This is a genomic window from Chryseobacterium vrystaatense, assembly GCF_000737765.1.
In the GTDB taxonomy this organism is placed as follows: domain Bacteria; phylum Bacteroidota; class Bacteroidia; order Flavobacteriales; family Weeksellaceae; genus Chryseobacterium; species Chryseobacterium vrystaatense.
The window spans coordinates 201,846-216,372 of the sequence record NZ_JPRI01000004.1 but is presented as its reverse complement, the minus strand read 5'-3'; the positions used below and the strand labels follow the sequence as shown (position 1 = coordinate 216,372).

Sequence of the window (14,527 nt, the reverse complement as noted above, 5' to 3'; positions counted from 1 at the left end):
GAAAGCTATTTTCAGGGGATTCTCCAATCAGATATTTTTTATATAATCTGAATATTTGTATTTCTGAACGGTTCAAGCTCTGCATCCGCTGAATCCAAATCTGTGATCAGAATGTCAACAGCGTCAATAGCACTTATTTTAAAGACTTCTGTACGTCTGAGTTTATTTTGGTTGGCCAGCGCAATGACTTTTTTTGAAGATCCTGCCATTGCTTTTTTGCTTTCTCCGTCAGGAATGGAAGTGGCTGAAATACCAAAATGAGCATCTACAGCACAGGTTCCCATGATGAAAAGATCAGCAATATACTGAGCCGCTTCATTACAGGTAACAGCGCCTGTGGTTACGGCCAGCTCATGATCATATATTCCACCAAGCATGACCAGTTCTATATTATTGAATTTACTGAGTATAGGGGGCAGTGAATAGTTATTGGTGATGATTGTGAGTTGTATATCCAGAGGCATATAACTCACAACTGCGCAAACAGTAGTGCCTCCATCCATGAAAACCGTCATTCCGTTTTTAAGAAACGGCTGTGCTTTCAGGGCAATAATATCTTTCTCTTTGGTAAGAAATGACTGCCTGTCATGGAAAGAAAGCGGATCCTTTTCTCTTAATATGGCTCCTCCCCTTGCTTTCGATAATAATCCGTTCCGGTGAAGAATGTCGATATCTCTCCGGACTGTATCTTCGGATACATGAAGCAGTGAGGCCAAATCTTCAAATTTTACCTTATTCTTTTCTTTTAACTGGCTAAGTATAATTTCGAAACGCTCTTCTTTTAACATGATCGTTTATGATTTCCTGAATTTATAAATTAAAGCAACTGCAATAAACAGCAAAGCTATGGCTTCAAAAGCTATTGTCAAAGAAAAATGGTGGGCAATAAAACCAAGCAGTGCCGGACCGGCAAGCTGACCTGCATATCCCATGGTAGTAATCACCGGAATAGTAACGGCCGGAGACAGTCCTGGTATTTTCCCTCCCTCGCTGAAGAAAACAGGAACTATATTGGCCGCTCCAATGCCCAGAAGAATAAATCCCGTAAGCGATAACCCGATCCAGGGACTGATTGTCAGCATAAATATCCCCAATGAAGCGATGATACTTCCTGCTATAACGACTGTTTTGCTGCTGAGCTTACTTACGATTGCATCTCCTGTCAGTCTCATCACAGCCATGGCTACAGAGAAAGCAGCATATCCGGTTCCTGAAAACTCAGGCTGAATATTCTTGTTATCCCTCAAAAATATAGCACTCCAGTCCAGCATCGCTCCTTCTGAAAGGAAAACAATAAAACACATCAACCCTAAAAGCAATACACTTGAATTGAACCACTGAAAGCGACTGGAAACAGCTTTGGCTTCATCAATATGAGAGAATTTCAGGATGATTTCTTTTTCTGTTGTATAATTAAAAAGGTTTCTGAACTGCATAACCATCAGTAAGACCAGTAAAATAGAGATGGTAATGGCTGCGTGAACAGGATTAAGCTCCATTTTAATGAGAAAGCCCAGCCCAAGAGATCCAAACAGTCCTCCAACGCTGAATAATCCATGTAATGATGACATAATGGGCTTTCCATAGCTGTTTTGGACCTGAACGCCATGAGCATTCATCGCTACGTCTATACTTCCAATGCTGCACCCGAATGCAAACAGTGCCGCCCCCATCATATAAGTATCGGAAATTATTAATAAACACGGAAGTAATACAGCAGCCGACAAAACACCGGCCAGCATGATCTTTCTGGTTCCCAGCTTACTGATCAGAATTCCTGATAAAGGCATCATCAGCAAAGCTCCAAATCCAAGCAGAAGCAAAAGCAGGCCCAGGTCGGCTTCATTTAATCCTAATCTGTCTCTGGCTAGAGGAACCATAGGTGCCCAGCTTGCTATTCCTAACCCACAAACCAAAAATACAAACTGGGTAGCTATTTTGGCCTTGACAATTTTTCTGTCGATCATATTTGATAAATTTATCTTGCAAACTTATGCAAATTTGCATAAGTTTGCAAGATATTAATTCAAAATAATAATGAAAATTAAAATTGAACATTATGCCGTTTGGTGTAAAGACCTTGAACTGATGAGAACATTTTATATGGCCTATTTCGGAACGTTCAGCAATGACAGATATATAAATCCAGTCAAAAAATATGAATCTTACTTTCTGAGTTTTGAAGGAAATTCGTCTCCGAGACTGGAGCTGATGAAGCGCCCGGACATTATTGAAAATAAAGAAGTAAGAGGTCTGATGATGGGATATGCACATATTGCTTTTTCTGTAGGAAGTAAGGCAGCTGTTGATATCTTAACTGAAAAATTCCGGCAGGATGGATACTCTATTGTCAGTGAAACCAGAGTTACAGGAGACGGGTATTATGAAAGTGTTATAGAAGATCCTGAAGGAAACTGGATCGAAATTACAGAATAATCATGTTTTTGGTTTACTTTTGTTTGAAATTGAGGAATCCGGTATAGAATAAGGGGTTCCAATGCACGATTCATTCTGGAAATTAGTGTATTTTGAATCAAAATTTGTACATTTGTTGATATATTTTGTATCAATGTCAGTTTTTTCAAATAACATCCGTTTTTTGAGAGGAAAAAGAAGCCTCTCCCAGCAATCTGTAGCCACTGAACTCGTGATCTCCCGCGTACGCTATTCCAAGTACGAAAACGGAGTATCTGAACCGCCTATTGAATTGCTTGTAAAGATGTCCAAATATTTCCACGTCAGCATCGACCTTTTGGTATCGGTAGATATCCGCAAATATCCAATGGAAGAAATGCTGAAGCTTCCGGACAACAGAATTGTCCTTCCGGTAGCGGTAGATAACCTTGGCAATGATACTATTGAGATCATTCCGCAGAAAGCTTCCATGGGTTACCTTGAAGGCTACAGCGATGTCGGTTATATCGAAAGCCTGCAGAGAATTGCTCTGCCATTCCTTACCAACGGCAAATATAGAGCTTTTCCGGCAGACGGAGACTCTATGCCGCCATTTAGAAACGGTTCATTTATCGTAGGAAAATATGTAGAAGGCATCAGCGAACTGAAACCGGGAAAAACCTATGTTTTCATTACTTTAAATGACGGAATTACCTATAAACGTTTTAAAGAAATAAAAGGAAATACAGTTTCTGTAAGCGCTGATAACTCATTCTATGAGCCTTATGATATCCCATTCAACGAGATTGTGGAAATCTGGCAGTATGCTTCAGGAATTTTCCCGGAAGATTTTGAACCCGGTGATTACGAAAGTTATAATTTTAAAGAAATGTTCCGTGAACTGAAACAGGACATTAAAGATCTAGACCGTAAAGTTTCAGGACGCAGGAAAGCATAATTTCCTAACACATATGCTGCAATGGACCAGTTGAGTTTATTTGATTCAGAAGAGTTTTTCCGGTTTCCGGAAGAGCTGCTGGAATATACTGATCATTTTTTGCCGGAGAATGAAGCTTCCGAACTTGAGGAGCTTCTGACCCACACTGCCCCCTGGAAACAGAGAACGCAGAAAATGTATGATAAAATGGTTCTTACCCCACGGTTAACAGCCTGGTACGGAGATGAAAGCAGAACTTATAAACTGGGAGGAAATGATTTTACTGTTAATCCCTGGCTGCCGGAACTCTTATCTTTAAAACAAAAGATAGAGGTATCATCAGGATATCGGTTTAATTCTGTACTGCTTAATTTATACCGTGACGGTAATGATTCTGTAGCATGGCACCGCGATAAAGAAAGCGAACTGGGAAATCGCCCGGTTATAGCTTCCGTAAGTCTCGGGCAGGTAAGAAATTTTGATTTCAGGAAAGCAGATGATCACCGCAATAAGTACAGCTTGCCACTTCAGCATGGCTCCCTTCTCATTATGAAAGGAGATCTGCAGACCCACTGGGAACACCGGATTGCCAAGTCTGTGAAAGCGATGAAACCACGGATCAATCTTACATTCCGCATGGTACACGAAATACAATAGTCAGAGGTAAAGGATATCATTTTTTATTTTTCCAACTGGATCCATACGGGGGCATGATCACTGCTTTTTGGCCAACCACGGACATGCTTGTCGACACCACCGGACTGTAAACCCGAATGCAAATATGGACTCAACAGAATATGATCAAGTCTGATGCCCGCATTCCGGTCATAGGCTTTATAAAGATAATCCCAGAAAGTATAAACAGTTTCATCCGGGTAGAGCGTACGGATAGAATCCAGCCATCCTTTATTCAGCAATTCATGGTAAGCTTTTCTTACTTCTGTTCTGTACAGGGCGTCATTTTCCCAGCGTTCAGGTTTGTAGACATCTACAGCTTCCGGGATAATGTTAAAATCGCCAATCAATACGGCGGGAAGTTCCATTTTTATAAGCTGGTTGGTACGTCTTTTAAAACGTTTGATCCAGTCTAATTTATAGTCAAATTTAGGTCCCGGATAGGGATTTCCATTGGGCAGATAGAGACAGCAGATCACCATCTGGTCAATAATAGCTTCAATATAACGGCTTTGAATATCTTCCGCATCTCCAGGCAAAGCAGTCTGAACTTCTGTGATCTCAAGGTCTTTGGCAAGTATGGCTACCCCATTCCAGCTTTTCTGCCCCTTCCATATCGCTTCATACCCTGCAGCATTGATTTCTTTTACAGGAAAACGTTCCTGTGGAGCTTTCAATTCCTGTAAACAGACAATATCGGGTTGAGCTTCTTTCAGCCACTGAAGCAAAACCGGCAATCTGCCATTGATTCCATTCACATTATATGTTGCTATTTTCATAGGTGGAGTGATTTGATTAAAGGGCTTTATACTTATTTTGATGGGCAATAATTATTCCATCCTCCTGAATAACAGTAAGGTTATTTCTAAATGAAATATTTATTTTTTTTGCCTAATCCATTACCTGTGTATATTGGCATAGTTTATTCATTAAGTTAAAAATAAAATCTTATCCCATGTTACATAAAAATTTCACAAAAGCAGATTTCGTATTGAATAGCGAAAATCAGTATCAGTTAGAATTTACCATTGATGAAATCGGTCAGGGATCCAATTTAACCATTGAAAGGAAAAAAGAAAATGGGGAATTTGAAACTGTTCAGGCGAATATAAGCCGACTTAATGACCATATTTTTATAAAATGGAGTGAGCCTTTCGACGGCAGACTTATTTTTGAAAGCTAAAAAAATATCTTATGAAATATAGTGAAGCCTTAGAGCATAAAAAAGAAGCTTTAAAGAACGCGGATGAGTCCGTACTGAAAAGCTACCATATTATTATAACGCCTGCTGATACCAGCGAAAGTGCAAAGTATATTGAAGACTTTTCGAAAAAGCCTGAAGACTTTAATGATAACAGCTGCAAAAAATACAGTTCGAATGATGAATATGAGGTGGTAAGTTTCAGAAAAGAAGAAGAGTAATCATGGATATTTTTACTTTTAAGTATAATCTTCGTCATTTATTGTCAGTAATGAGGTATTACCTACCACATAAATACCCGTAAATAAAGGGTGGTCCTATAATTGCACACACCTGACGATACAATAATCACTAAATTATAATTATTATGGAAACTAAAAAAACAGCAAAAAAAACAGCGTCGAAAACTGTGACAAAAAAAACGGGGAAAACTCCTGCTAAAAAAGATGCCGCAAAACAGTTGAAGGATTTGTTTGAGGATTCACTGAAAGACATTTACTGGGCAGAAAAAGCTTTAGTAAAAGCCCTTCCTAAAATGCATAAAAATGCTACAGACAAGAAATTGAAGACTGCCATTGAAAAGCATTTTAACGAAACTCAGGTTCACGTAAAAAGACTGGAAGAATGTTTTGCTTCACTAGGAAAAAAGGCACAGGCTAAAAAATGTGATGCCATGCAGGGATTACTGGATGAAGGAAAGAGTATCATGGAAGAAACTGAACCGGGAGCTGTAAGAGATGCAGGGATTATTGCTGCTGCTCAAAAAGTGGAGCATTATGAAATTGCCACTTACGGATCGTTGGCAGCTTATGCCAAAGTTCTCAAAGAAAAGGAATGTCTTAATAACCTGCTCGCTACCCTTTCCGAAGAAAAAAAATGTGATGCATTACTGACAAAAATAGCAGATACGGCTATTAACAGCAAAGCAAAATAACATCATACCCTACAAAAGAGATCTGGAAACAGGTCTCTTTTTGCATTAATTAAAGATTTCGCTCAGCCTGTTTTATATTATCGGTTCAGGCTGTCTATTTCCCTGTTGATCCTGATCCAGTTGATGCTGTCCAGCAAATGAAGTTCCCTGTCAAACTGCTGTTTCCAGTTCTTTCCCAGTTTTTTCTCAAGACTTTTGAAATATACGGTATTGGAATGCTCATATGCCCTCTCTAATTTCGCCATACTATCGTTTACCTCGCATCCCGCTTCTATACGTTCATAGCATAAATGCCATTTTTTCACCAGACTGTCAATTCCATCATAAGCTCCTACAGGAGGCAGTTCTCCAATCCGGATATCCTTCCAGCAGAGCGGTTCCGTTTTTTGTGCAGTTTTTTTTACAGCATCGGGAGTGCACGAAATCACAAGCAAAGGTATAATGACCAATCCCCTACTGACAGAGCTGAAGAACCTTTCTGAAACAGTGTTTTTTTTCATAGCAGTGGTTTAGAGTGTTATATCATTTGAAAGTCCAACAAACTCCATCAAACGATTTCTTGTAATAACCTGATTGTTCCGGTAAAATTCAGCATCATCCCTACGGGCCAGTGATTCTGTCGATTGAGCAGCAAGCCAGGCAACAAATATTTCTTTGGTTTCAAAAATTCTTGGAACATGAAAATCTTCGCCATCATACAACTCTCCATATAAAAACTGCTGATTTTCGTTTACCTTCATAGCCATTCCACAGTAATCCCTGTGACAGTACCCGAGAATAGTACCACTTTGCAACTGATCAGCTACAAGAACGGCAATTTTATATCCAAACGGTTCGGTTGTTATTAAAGAGTGTTGAGCGTCCATAGATTTGCAGTGAATACCTTTTGGTCTTATTTCAAATTATTACTTTCTTTATACAGATCATTACCAGGTTCTTTAATAAAATCAAGGTAACTGGAATCGGTAGATTTACGTTTACGGTAATTCAGATACTCTTTATAATATCCAAATGTCCCACCGAGCCTGGAGTTCAGTAAAGAAATTTCCTGGTCATTAACAGCATCAATATACCCACTGGCTTTACCATTATTATATATGGATAAAACCAAATATACCGTTTTATTTTCCTGACAGTTAAAGATGCGGGCTCTCTCCTCATGATCTTTTCCGTTATCATAAACCAATTTGAATTTATTTTTATGAGCCAGAAAATAGCCTAATATTTTCGCAAAACTCTCAGGATTTTTAATGTTAAGCGTATATCCCTGAAAGCTTTCAGCATCATTTTTATTATAAAAACGGATCACACTTCCCGAATAAGTATTGGTATTCATTTCATTTTTAATAGGGATTCCAGCGAAATTGAGAAACTGGACTTCATCAGTAAAGTAAGAAGAATACTGGACGGATTCGTCACCAATTCCTGCTCCCGAATTGGCAAGGTCCAAATTTTTTAATTCTAATGGATCGGCTGGCAAAATCAACTTTTCTAAATCCAGATTTTGCCCATTGTATGACTGAAATAAAATAAGTGAAGCAATCAACAAGATAAAATTCAAATTTTTCATAGGATTCTGCGTTCAATTTGTACATAAGTGGATTATTGATGTAATAAATTACCCAATAACCTTATGTACAATTTTTGTTGTTTTTTTAAAGATATGAAAAAATATACTCACTAAGAGACTAAAGCCAATACCCTATTCTATACCTTCCTGTTTCTATTGAAATCAAACGTTTTTCACAAATAGTAAACGGATTATTACTATCTTTCTTTTCTAAAAAACATTAAAATAGAGTATGAAAGTAATTGGCCTTATAGGAGGGATGTCGTGGGAAAGTTCGGTTTTATATTATCAAATTCTGAATAGAAAAACGCAGGAAATATTAGGAGGAAGTCATTCTTCCGACTGCCTGATGTATTCTGTAGATTTTGGTGAAATTGCGATGTTACAGCATCAGGGTGACTGGGAAAGCCTGGAAAAAAAGATGATCGCTGCAGCCCAAAGACTGGAACGGGGCGGTGCTGATATTATTTTAATCTGTACCAATACCATGCACAAAATGGCAGAAGCGATTGAGCAAAACACAAATATTCCCTTACTGCATATTGTAGACAGTACAGCAGAAGCCATTCAAAAGAAATCATACACAAAATTGGGAATGCTGGCTACCAAATTTTCGATGGAAGAAGATTTTCTGAAAAACCGGTATAAGACGAAATATGGTATTGAAACGATGGTTCCGGAAGCAGAACAGAGAAATGAAGTGCACAGGATCATCTACGAAGAACTCGTGCAGGGAATTATTAAAGAAAGTTCCAGACAATACTATTTAAAAATCATTGATGATTTGGTCAAAAATGGTGCAGAAGCTATTATTTTAGGCTGCACAGAAATTGAACTGCTGATCAAACCTGAGGATGTATCAGTAGATCTGTTTGCAACCGCAAAACTGCATGCTGAAAAAGCCGTTGACTGGGCTTTGTCTTAATAATGTAATCGAATTCTATAATGATAGAAAATTACACCATCCTTTCGGTTCATTATTTTGCTCAACAGAGCCAGATGTTTATTTTTGTTTAAATGTTTAAAAATATATGCATTTGAAACTGCCTCTCTCCTATTATCTGAATCCGGATGTTCTTTTTCTTGCCAAAGATCTTTTGGGAAAAGTACTTTTCACAGAGATAGACGGTTCTGTCACCGCAGGTATTATCGTAGAAACCGAAGCCTATTTTGGAATCGTGGATAAAGCTTCTCATGCTTATGGAGGCCGCCGCACCGACCGAACGGAAACACTATACAGTAAGGGCGGTATTTCCTATGTTTATCTGTGTTATGGGATTCATCACCTCTTTAATATTGTAACCTCTTCTGAAGGAGAACCCCATGCTGTCCTGATACGTGCAATAGAGCCTTTAACAGGTAAGGAAATAATGGAGTCCAGAAGGAATATGCCTGCTGATAAAGCGGCCATATCCTCCGGACCCGGCTCAGCAGCTAAGGCACTGGGTATTGACCGTTCTTTTAATAAAAAACCCCTGAACGAAAATGAAATATGGATCGAAGATCACGGAATCAGATATGCTCCCGAAGAGATTATTGCCGGACCCCGCATTGGAGTTGCCTACGCCCAGGAAGACGCATTGCTTCCCTGGCGCTTTTACATCAAGGGTAATAAATATGTAAGCAAACCCAGATCTTAATCTCTGTATCCTTTTCTAAATTTTTCTATGAAAATTGATTAGATATAAAACAGTTTATATCTGTGCTGCTTTTAACATCAGATAATGTAAATCTGTATTTTTAATAAATGCCGGCAAAAGCTCTTTTCCCGGACCGAATACAGCAACTTCAACATAATCACCTGAATGGTCCATACTGATCCAACCGACAGAATTATGCTTCTTTTGAATATCTGAATAGGCCTTAAATGGCAGTTTTTTATAATTATAAAGTCCGGCTTCCTGTTTTTCAAGCCCTGAATAAAAGCTGAGTAAATGTTGGGCTTCATCATCTGCAAGACTTATTTTATTGGTCTCGTAGATCCAGTCCTTCATTTGCTGAAGGTTAAAATCCGGATGAATGGCATTCAGAATATATTCATTGGTGTACCGATAGCTGGCAATGCTGTCAAAGTTTTTCGTAGCCTCAGCACCATAAATGGTTCCTGGATTGGCATTTCCATGATCTGTCGTAATGATCACCATGGTATTTCCATCTTTTTCTGCAAAATCAACAGCTGTTTTTACGGCTTCATCAAAGGCAAGCTGGTCATGAATTAAAGCAGCAATATCATTGGCGTGAGCGGCCCAGTCTACTTTTCCGCCTTCAAGCTGTAAGACAAAACCTTCTTTATGATCTTTCATCTGGTCAATTGCAGTTTGTGCCATTTCAGCCAGAGACGGTGTAGTCTGCAGTTCCGGAATATGTGTCCTGTCTATGGAATAAGGCAAAGCTCCGGAATTGAACACACCTAAAATTTTCTTTCCTTTTTCTGTATTTTTTAAATCGTTTTTATTTTTAAGGATTTGATACCCTTTTTGTTTATACAGATCATAGACATCTTTTTTATCTTTTCTTTTTAAAGGATTAAAAAATTCATCACCCCCGCCCATCATCACATCAAAACCTATCTCCGCATACATTTCTGCAATTTCGTTTTCCGCATTTCTGCTGTCTGAATTGATGCAAAATCCGGCTGGTGTTGCATGGGTGATAGTCACCGTCGTTACACATCCCGTCTTTTTACCCGCTTTTTTGAACTTTTGCCAGACAGGAATATATTTTTCTCCATTGGCTCCTACATTAAGAACTCCGTTTTTCACGCGGAATCCTCCCCCGAAAGAAGAGCTTGCTGCTGCAGAATCCGTAACAATAGAACTGGCAGAAGCGGTGTCCATTAATGCCCGGGAAACTCTATTATCATGATACAGATTCATCCAGTTTCCGTTTTTCCCGAGAATATTTTGGGAATAGAGGTTGGCCATGGCTAAAGTACCGGAACTCATTCCGTCACTGATCATGAAAATAATATTTTTTGCCTTCTTCTTAGGGTCAGGAGCACCCTGTACATTGCTGGCGAAAAAATCACCCGGATTTAAAGTCAGCAGGCCAGACAATAAGGCTGAACCTTTTAAAAATTTACGTCTGTTCATGATAATAAAATTTCTTATGCAAGTTAAACAGTAATAATATTTATTGAAGTAATGTTGCGTTAATTGATTGTGAATTTTTCCGCTTAAATGTTCTCAGGAAAAGGGTCCTGAAAACTTTTACCTTCGTCAAAGAGCTCTTTTTCCTGTTCGGTGATAAGGCAGTGCTGTAAATCTTTTAGCATTTGTTCTTTATCCAGATCCTGACCGATAAATACCAGCTCATTCAGTTTATCACCCCAGTCTTTATCCCATCTGTTTTCAATAAATTTCTGATTTCCTACAAATGAAGTATATTGTATGCGATGATTCAATGGCATACTGCTCCACCAAACTCCGGCCTTTTCTAATCTGAAAGATCCTCCTGCCTGGGAAAAATTCAAAGCATCATCCGGTCTGGATGCTATCCAAAACAGTCCTTTAGCTCTCAATATTCCCTCCGGATAATGATCATTAAGGTATTTCCATAAGCGCAAAGGATGGAAAGGCTTTTTATCTCTGAATACCACAGACCCTATTCCATATTCTTCTGTTTCAGGAATATGATGATCGGACTGTAGTTCTTTTTGCCAGCCTGCAGAAGCCTGAACCTTATCAAAATCAAAAAGTCTGGTATTGACAATTTCTTTAAAATCAATCTGGCTGAATTCTGAACTGATCATTTTAGCTTCAGGATTTAGTTTTTGAATGGCAGCTCTTAAAAACCCAAGCGTTTCAGGATCTACAAGATCTGTTTTATTTAAAATAATCACATTGGCAAATTCTATCTGATCGGTAAGGAGATTAACAATGGTTCTGTGATCCCCTTCCATATCGGTAAGATGTCGGTCTGCCAATAATTCGACGGATGCAAAATCTTTCATAAAATTGAAGCAGTCCACCACCGTTACCATCGTATCTACAAAGCTGAAACGGGAAAGGTCTATCCCACTTTCTTCATCAGTATAACTGAAGGTTTGAGCAACAGGAATAGGCTCGCTGATTCCGGTACTTTCAATGAAGAGGTAATCAAAGCGGTCTTCTTTTGCCAGGCGCTCTACTTCGATCATCAAATCTTCTCTTAATGTGCAGCAGATACAGCCATTGCTCATCTCCACCAGCTTTTCTTCTGTTCTTGAAAGTGTTTCCTGGTTTTGAACCAATCGGGCATCGATATTAATCTCGCTCATATCATTGACAATAACAGCAGCCTTCAGCCCCTGTTTATTATGCAGAATATGATTCAGTAAAGTTGTTTTTCCAGCTCCCAAAAATCCACTAAGTACGGTTACAGGCAGTCTTCTATTCATGATTATTAGGGTTAATGTTTATGGTTTTTAAAATTTAAAATATGGCCTGTAATCAATCCTGCTGCTCCTGCATAGATAAGAGGAATATGTGTTTCAAAGATCAGGTCTGCCAAAACTGAAATGAAAATCAGGGAAATGGAAATCCAAAACAGAAGTTTAAGCCAGCGGAGCGTCATGTGCCTGGTGACTCTATAAACCACAACAGCTCCGATAAAAAGGAAAGCCAGATCGATATAAGGATTGTGTGATATTCCCAATGGAATGATCATTAACAATGGAAATGCAATACAGTGAATAAGACACAAAACCGCTGCAGAAATTCCTACTGCATCAAGAATTTTTGATTTCATAAAATGAGGGGGATTTAATTTTTATTGTAACTCTGTTGCAAAAGTAAAGATAAAAATCCAAATATTGCAACTTTGTTGCATTAAAATAAAACGAACAAAACTCTTTATATTAAAACGAAGATTTTAAATGGTATTAAACTTGGGTAAAGCAAATAAAAATGCTATTTTTATTTTTTGAAAAGAAAACACTAATTATGCTGACTGAAGCTTCCCACAAGCTGATCCCGATGACAGATTTTGTTATCGAGTATTATTCAAACGAAGGATATGCCGATCTTCAGACCTTGAGCCTGATGAAAAACTATGCCAATTTTCTAAGAAAACCCTTGACTCTTGGCATGTTTGTTCCTGTAGACACCAATGGAAATGTAATAAAAGAGCCCAAAAATTATACTGCCTGGAAATCCCTTGATCATAATGACGGAAAAAGAAGCGGTACTGCTTCTTTTGAGGAATACTCGCTGTACCAGAAGGCAGAACAGAACTGTATGTTTGAAGGATTTGTCATGGCTTACAATGGATACTCTGTCGTAAGAATCGAGGCTTCCTATGATTCTGGTATTGAGTTGTCTTTTAATAAAAATGATTTGATATCCCCTGCATTTCCTGATGTGGAATCACTGACTGTTTTTGAAACCATATATCTGGCAGTAAATGCCTTAAAGCTTATAGGTATTAAAAAATAAAAAATCTACTCCCTTTCACTGATTATTTTTTCCAGTTGTATTATAAAATCTGCCTGTGCGGGATTGATTCTCATCTGGGCCTCTTCTGATATGAACCACTCCCATTGATCAACTTCAGGGATTTCGATCAATTTATCTGATTTAGGAGGCCATTCGATATGTAAAGTATTGCTGTAAAGTCCTGAAGTTTCAATGTCGCCTTCCAAAGCCCATGCATAGACGGTTTTGCCTCCTTTCTGTTGAACAGGAATTAAAGGTACAAACTCTCCTTCTACTGCCTGCCCCGTTTCTTCTTTGAACTCAATAAGCGCACGTTGCATTGGATCTTCATCAGGCAGAAACTCTCCTTTTGGAATAGACCACGCACCGGTATCCTTATTTTTCCAGAACGGGCCGCCCGGGTGAACAAGAAAATAATACAAATGGTCTTTGTCTCTTTTAAACAGTAAAATTCCTGCGCTTGTTTTCATGTTCTCAAGATACATTATTTTAACAGAAGAATGGAGGATCAGATTGCTTTGTCATTTTTTCTGAATTCAGATGGTGATCTGTTTTTATATGCTCTGAAGATTTTATTAAAGTGGCTGGCATCATTAAATCCCAGGCGATCTGCAATTTCATTGATGTTGTAACGGCTCTGTGTCAGAAGTTTTTCTGCAGCTTTTATTTTGTGACGCATCACGTGCTGCTGAACGGAAAAGCCCGTCTGTTTTTTAATGTAAATACTGATGTAATTGGGTGAAAGCATAAACTCGCGGGCAAGATGCTCCAGTCTCATTTTGTCAGTATCCATTGCGTTGACATTGATGTAATAGAGAATTCTTTCCGTCAGATTAAGGCCTTGCGATATCTGTTCCAGACGACCGCTGCTCATGCTGTTTCTGATTAGAATCGTCATTATCGCTGAGAAAAGATCTGAAGAAGTCTCCCTGTTATACAAACCCTTATGGCTGAATTCGTGAAGGAGGATTTTCGAGAGCAGTAAAAGATGTTCCCTGTCTGCTTTATTCCTGATGGCAGATTCATATACGAAAGAGCGGTCTTCCATCAACAGCTGGATAACCTTGCTTAATTCACTTTTTTTATCAGCCTGAAGATGTTCCCAGAGATGCTGCTCTGTAAATTTTATATAAATGAACTTGGTTTTGGTTTTTATAGAAAATTCGTGTCCATCGCTGGGCCTGAGCAGAAAAACATCTCCTTTTTTATAGGTAAAAGTAATCCCATTCAGATGATGAGTCCCTTTTCCACTTTCAATGACGATCAGCTCATAGAAGTTATGATTGTGATATTCAATGTCCCAGATCTCCTTTTCAATACTGAACACATTGAATGAACTGAAATTGACAATACGTTTCATGTAACATGGATTTTTACAAATTTAGCCTATTTTCTTACAACA

General features: G+C 38.5%; 20 protein-coding genes. 9 read left to right on the top strand and 11 right to left on the bottom strand.

Annotated features, from left to right (window positions below; genetic code table 11):
* Window positions 1-38: 38 nt before the first annotated feature.
* Together IW16_RS13000 and IW16_RS12995 are read right to left on the bottom strand one after the other, a co-directional pair.
* Window positions 39-788, bottom strand: coding sequence for a DeoR/GlpR family DNA-binding transcription regulator (locus IW16_RS13000; RefSeq protein ID WP_034744915.1), 750 nt, complete (start codon window positions 786-788; stop codon window positions 39-41).
* Window positions 789-794: 6 nt separating this feature from the next.
* Entirely contained in the window at window positions 795-1,967 is a 1,173-nt protein-coding gene (locus tag IW16_RS12995; protein ID WP_034744912.1) for an MFS transporter, read from the bottom strand.
* A gap of 70 nt (window positions 1,968-2,037) precedes the next feature.
* Between IW16_RS12995 and IW16_RS12990 the strand changes: the two genes are divergently transcribed.
* The 3 genes from IW16_RS12990 to IW16_RS12980 all read left to right on the top strand — a co-directional run bounded on the left by IW16_RS12990 (window position 2,038) and on the right by IW16_RS12980 (window position 3,988).
* Window positions 2,038-2,436, top strand: a complete 399-nt coding sequence (locus tag IW16_RS12990) for a VOC family protein (protein WP_316931924.1) — start codon at window positions 2,038-2,040, stop codon at window positions 2,434-2,436.
* Between the two features lie 133 nt (window positions 2,437-2,569).
* A complete protein-coding gene (locus IW16_RS12985; protein WP_034744909.1) occupies window positions 2,570-3,352 on the top strand; it encodes an XRE family transcriptional regulator in 783 nt (260 codons plus the stop codon).
* A 21-nt stretch (window positions 3,353-3,373) separates the two neighbouring features.
* Entirely contained in the window at window positions 3,374-3,988 is a 615-nt protein-coding gene (locus IW16_RS12980; RefSeq protein WP_034744907.1) for an alpha-ketoglutarate-dependent dioxygenase AlkB family protein, read from the top strand.
* A 23-nt stretch (window positions 3,989-4,011) separates the two neighbouring features.
* On the opposite strand, the gene xth is transcribed toward IW16_RS12980, so the two are convergent.
* Window positions 4,012-4,785 (bottom strand): exodeoxyribonuclease III, encoded by a 774-nt coding sequence (gene xth, locus IW16_RS12975; RefSeq protein ID WP_034744904.1) that lies wholly within the window; start codon window positions 4,783-4,785, stop codon window positions 4,012-4,014.
* 176 nt (window positions 4,786-4,961) lie between these two features.
* Here xth and IW16_RS12970 point away from each other — a divergent pair, with 176 nt between their 5' ends.
* From IW16_RS12970 to IW16_RS12960, 3 genes are all read left to right on the top strand, one after another.
* The gene (locus IW16_RS12970; RefSeq protein WP_034744902.1) at window positions 4,962-5,189 is read left to right on the top strand and encodes a hypothetical protein; all 228 of its coding nucleotides are present in this window, start codon (window positions 4,962-4,964) and stop codon (window positions 5,187-5,189) included.
* Between the two features lie 11 nt (window positions 5,190-5,200).
* Window positions 5,201-5,428, top strand: a complete 228-nt coding sequence (locus IW16_RS12965; protein WP_034744900.1) for a hypothetical protein — start codon at window positions 5,201-5,203, stop codon at window positions 5,426-5,428.
* 146 nt (window positions 5,429-5,574) lie between these two features.
* Window positions 5,575-6,141, top strand: coding sequence for a YciE/YciF ferroxidase family protein (locus tag IW16_RS12960; RefSeq protein ID WP_034744898.1), 567 nt, complete (start codon window positions 5,575-5,577; stop codon window positions 6,139-6,141).
* Between the two features lie 77 nt (window positions 6,142-6,218).
* Here IW16_RS12960 and IW16_RS12955 read toward each other — a convergent pair whose 3' ends face one another.
* Genes IW16_RS12955 through IW16_RS12945 form a run of 3 tightly spaced genes read right to left on the bottom strand, consistent with a single transcriptional unit; the run spans window position 6,219 to window position 7,711 of the window.
* Window positions 6,219-6,641 carry a hypothetical protein gene (locus tag IW16_RS12955; protein ID WP_034744895.1) on the bottom strand — a complete coding sequence of 141 codons (423 nt, stop codon included), beginning with the start codon at window positions 6,639-6,641 and terminating at the stop codon, window positions 6,219-6,221.
* 9 nt (window positions 6,642-6,650) lie between these two features.
* Window positions 6,651-7,007, bottom strand: a complete 357-nt coding sequence (locus IW16_RS12950) for a hypothetical protein (RefSeq protein WP_034744893.1) — start codon at window positions 7,005-7,007, stop codon at window positions 6,651-6,653.
* A 26-nt stretch (window positions 7,008-7,033) separates the two neighbouring features.
* On the bottom strand, window positions 7,034-7,711 hold the full coding sequence (locus IW16_RS12945) for a hypothetical protein (protein WP_034744891.1): 678 nt from the start codon (window positions 7,709-7,711) through the stop codon (window positions 7,034-7,036).
* 232 nt (window positions 7,712-7,943) lie between these two features.
* Here IW16_RS12945 and IW16_RS12940 point away from each other — a divergent pair, with 232 nt between their 5' ends.
* Window positions 7,944-8,636 carry an aspartate/glutamate racemase family protein gene (locus IW16_RS12940; protein WP_034744888.1) on the top strand — a complete coding sequence of 231 codons (693 nt, stop codon included), beginning with the start codon at window positions 7,944-7,946 and terminating at the stop codon, window positions 8,634-8,636.
* A gap of 106 nt (window positions 8,637-8,742) precedes the next feature.
* Window positions 8,743-9,351 carry a DNA-3-methyladenine glycosylase gene (locus tag IW16_RS12935; protein WP_034744886.1) on the top strand — a complete coding sequence of 203 codons (609 nt, stop codon included), beginning with the start codon at window positions 8,743-8,745 and terminating at the stop codon, window positions 9,349-9,351.
* A gap of 54 nt (window positions 9,352-9,405) precedes the next feature.
* Here IW16_RS12935 and IW16_RS12930 read toward each other — a convergent pair whose 3' ends face one another.
* The 3 genes from IW16_RS12930 to IW16_RS12920 all read right to left on the bottom strand — a co-directional run bounded on the left by IW16_RS12930 (window position 9,406) and on the right by IW16_RS12920 (window position 12,439).
* Window positions 9,406-10,803, bottom strand: a complete 1,398-nt coding sequence (locus IW16_RS12930) for an alkaline phosphatase (protein WP_034744884.1) — start codon at window positions 10,801-10,803, stop codon at window positions 9,406-9,408.
* Window positions 10,804-10,886: 83 nt separating this feature from the next.
* Window positions 10,887-12,089, bottom strand: coding sequence for a GTP-binding protein (locus IW16_RS12925; protein ID WP_034744882.1), 1,203 nt, complete (start codon window positions 12,087-12,089; stop codon window positions 10,887-10,889).
* Between the two features lie 11 nt (window positions 12,090-12,100).
* Window positions 12,101-12,439 carry a MerC domain-containing protein gene (locus tag IW16_RS12920; RefSeq protein WP_034744879.1) on the bottom strand — a complete coding sequence of 113 codons (339 nt, stop codon included), beginning with the start codon at window positions 12,437-12,439 and terminating at the stop codon, window positions 12,101-12,103.
* Window positions 12,440-12,597: 158 nt separating this feature from the next.
* Here IW16_RS12920 and IW16_RS12915 point away from each other — a divergent pair, with 158 nt between their 5' ends.
* Window positions 12,598-13,125: a hypothetical protein gene (locus tag IW16_RS12915; RefSeq protein WP_131327890.1), complete on the top strand. Its 528-nt coding sequence runs from the start codon at window positions 12,598-12,600 to the stop codon at window positions 13,123-13,125.
* Window positions 13,126-13,130: 5 nt separating this feature from the next.
* Here the strand turns inward: IW16_RS12915 and IW16_RS12910 are convergent, their stop codons facing one another.
* Both IW16_RS12910 and IW16_RS12905 read right to left on the bottom strand, forming a co-directional pair.
* Window positions 13,131-13,595, bottom strand: coding sequence for an NUDIX hydrolase (locus IW16_RS12910; RefSeq protein WP_034745320.1), 465 nt, complete (start codon window positions 13,593-13,595; stop codon window positions 13,131-13,133).
* A 38-nt stretch (window positions 13,596-13,633) separates the two neighbouring features.
* Window positions 13,634-14,485, bottom strand: coding sequence for an AraC family transcriptional regulator (locus IW16_RS12905; protein ID WP_034744875.1), 852 nt, complete (start codon window positions 14,483-14,485; stop codon window positions 13,634-13,636).
* Window positions 14,486-14,527: the final 42 nt, after the last annotated feature.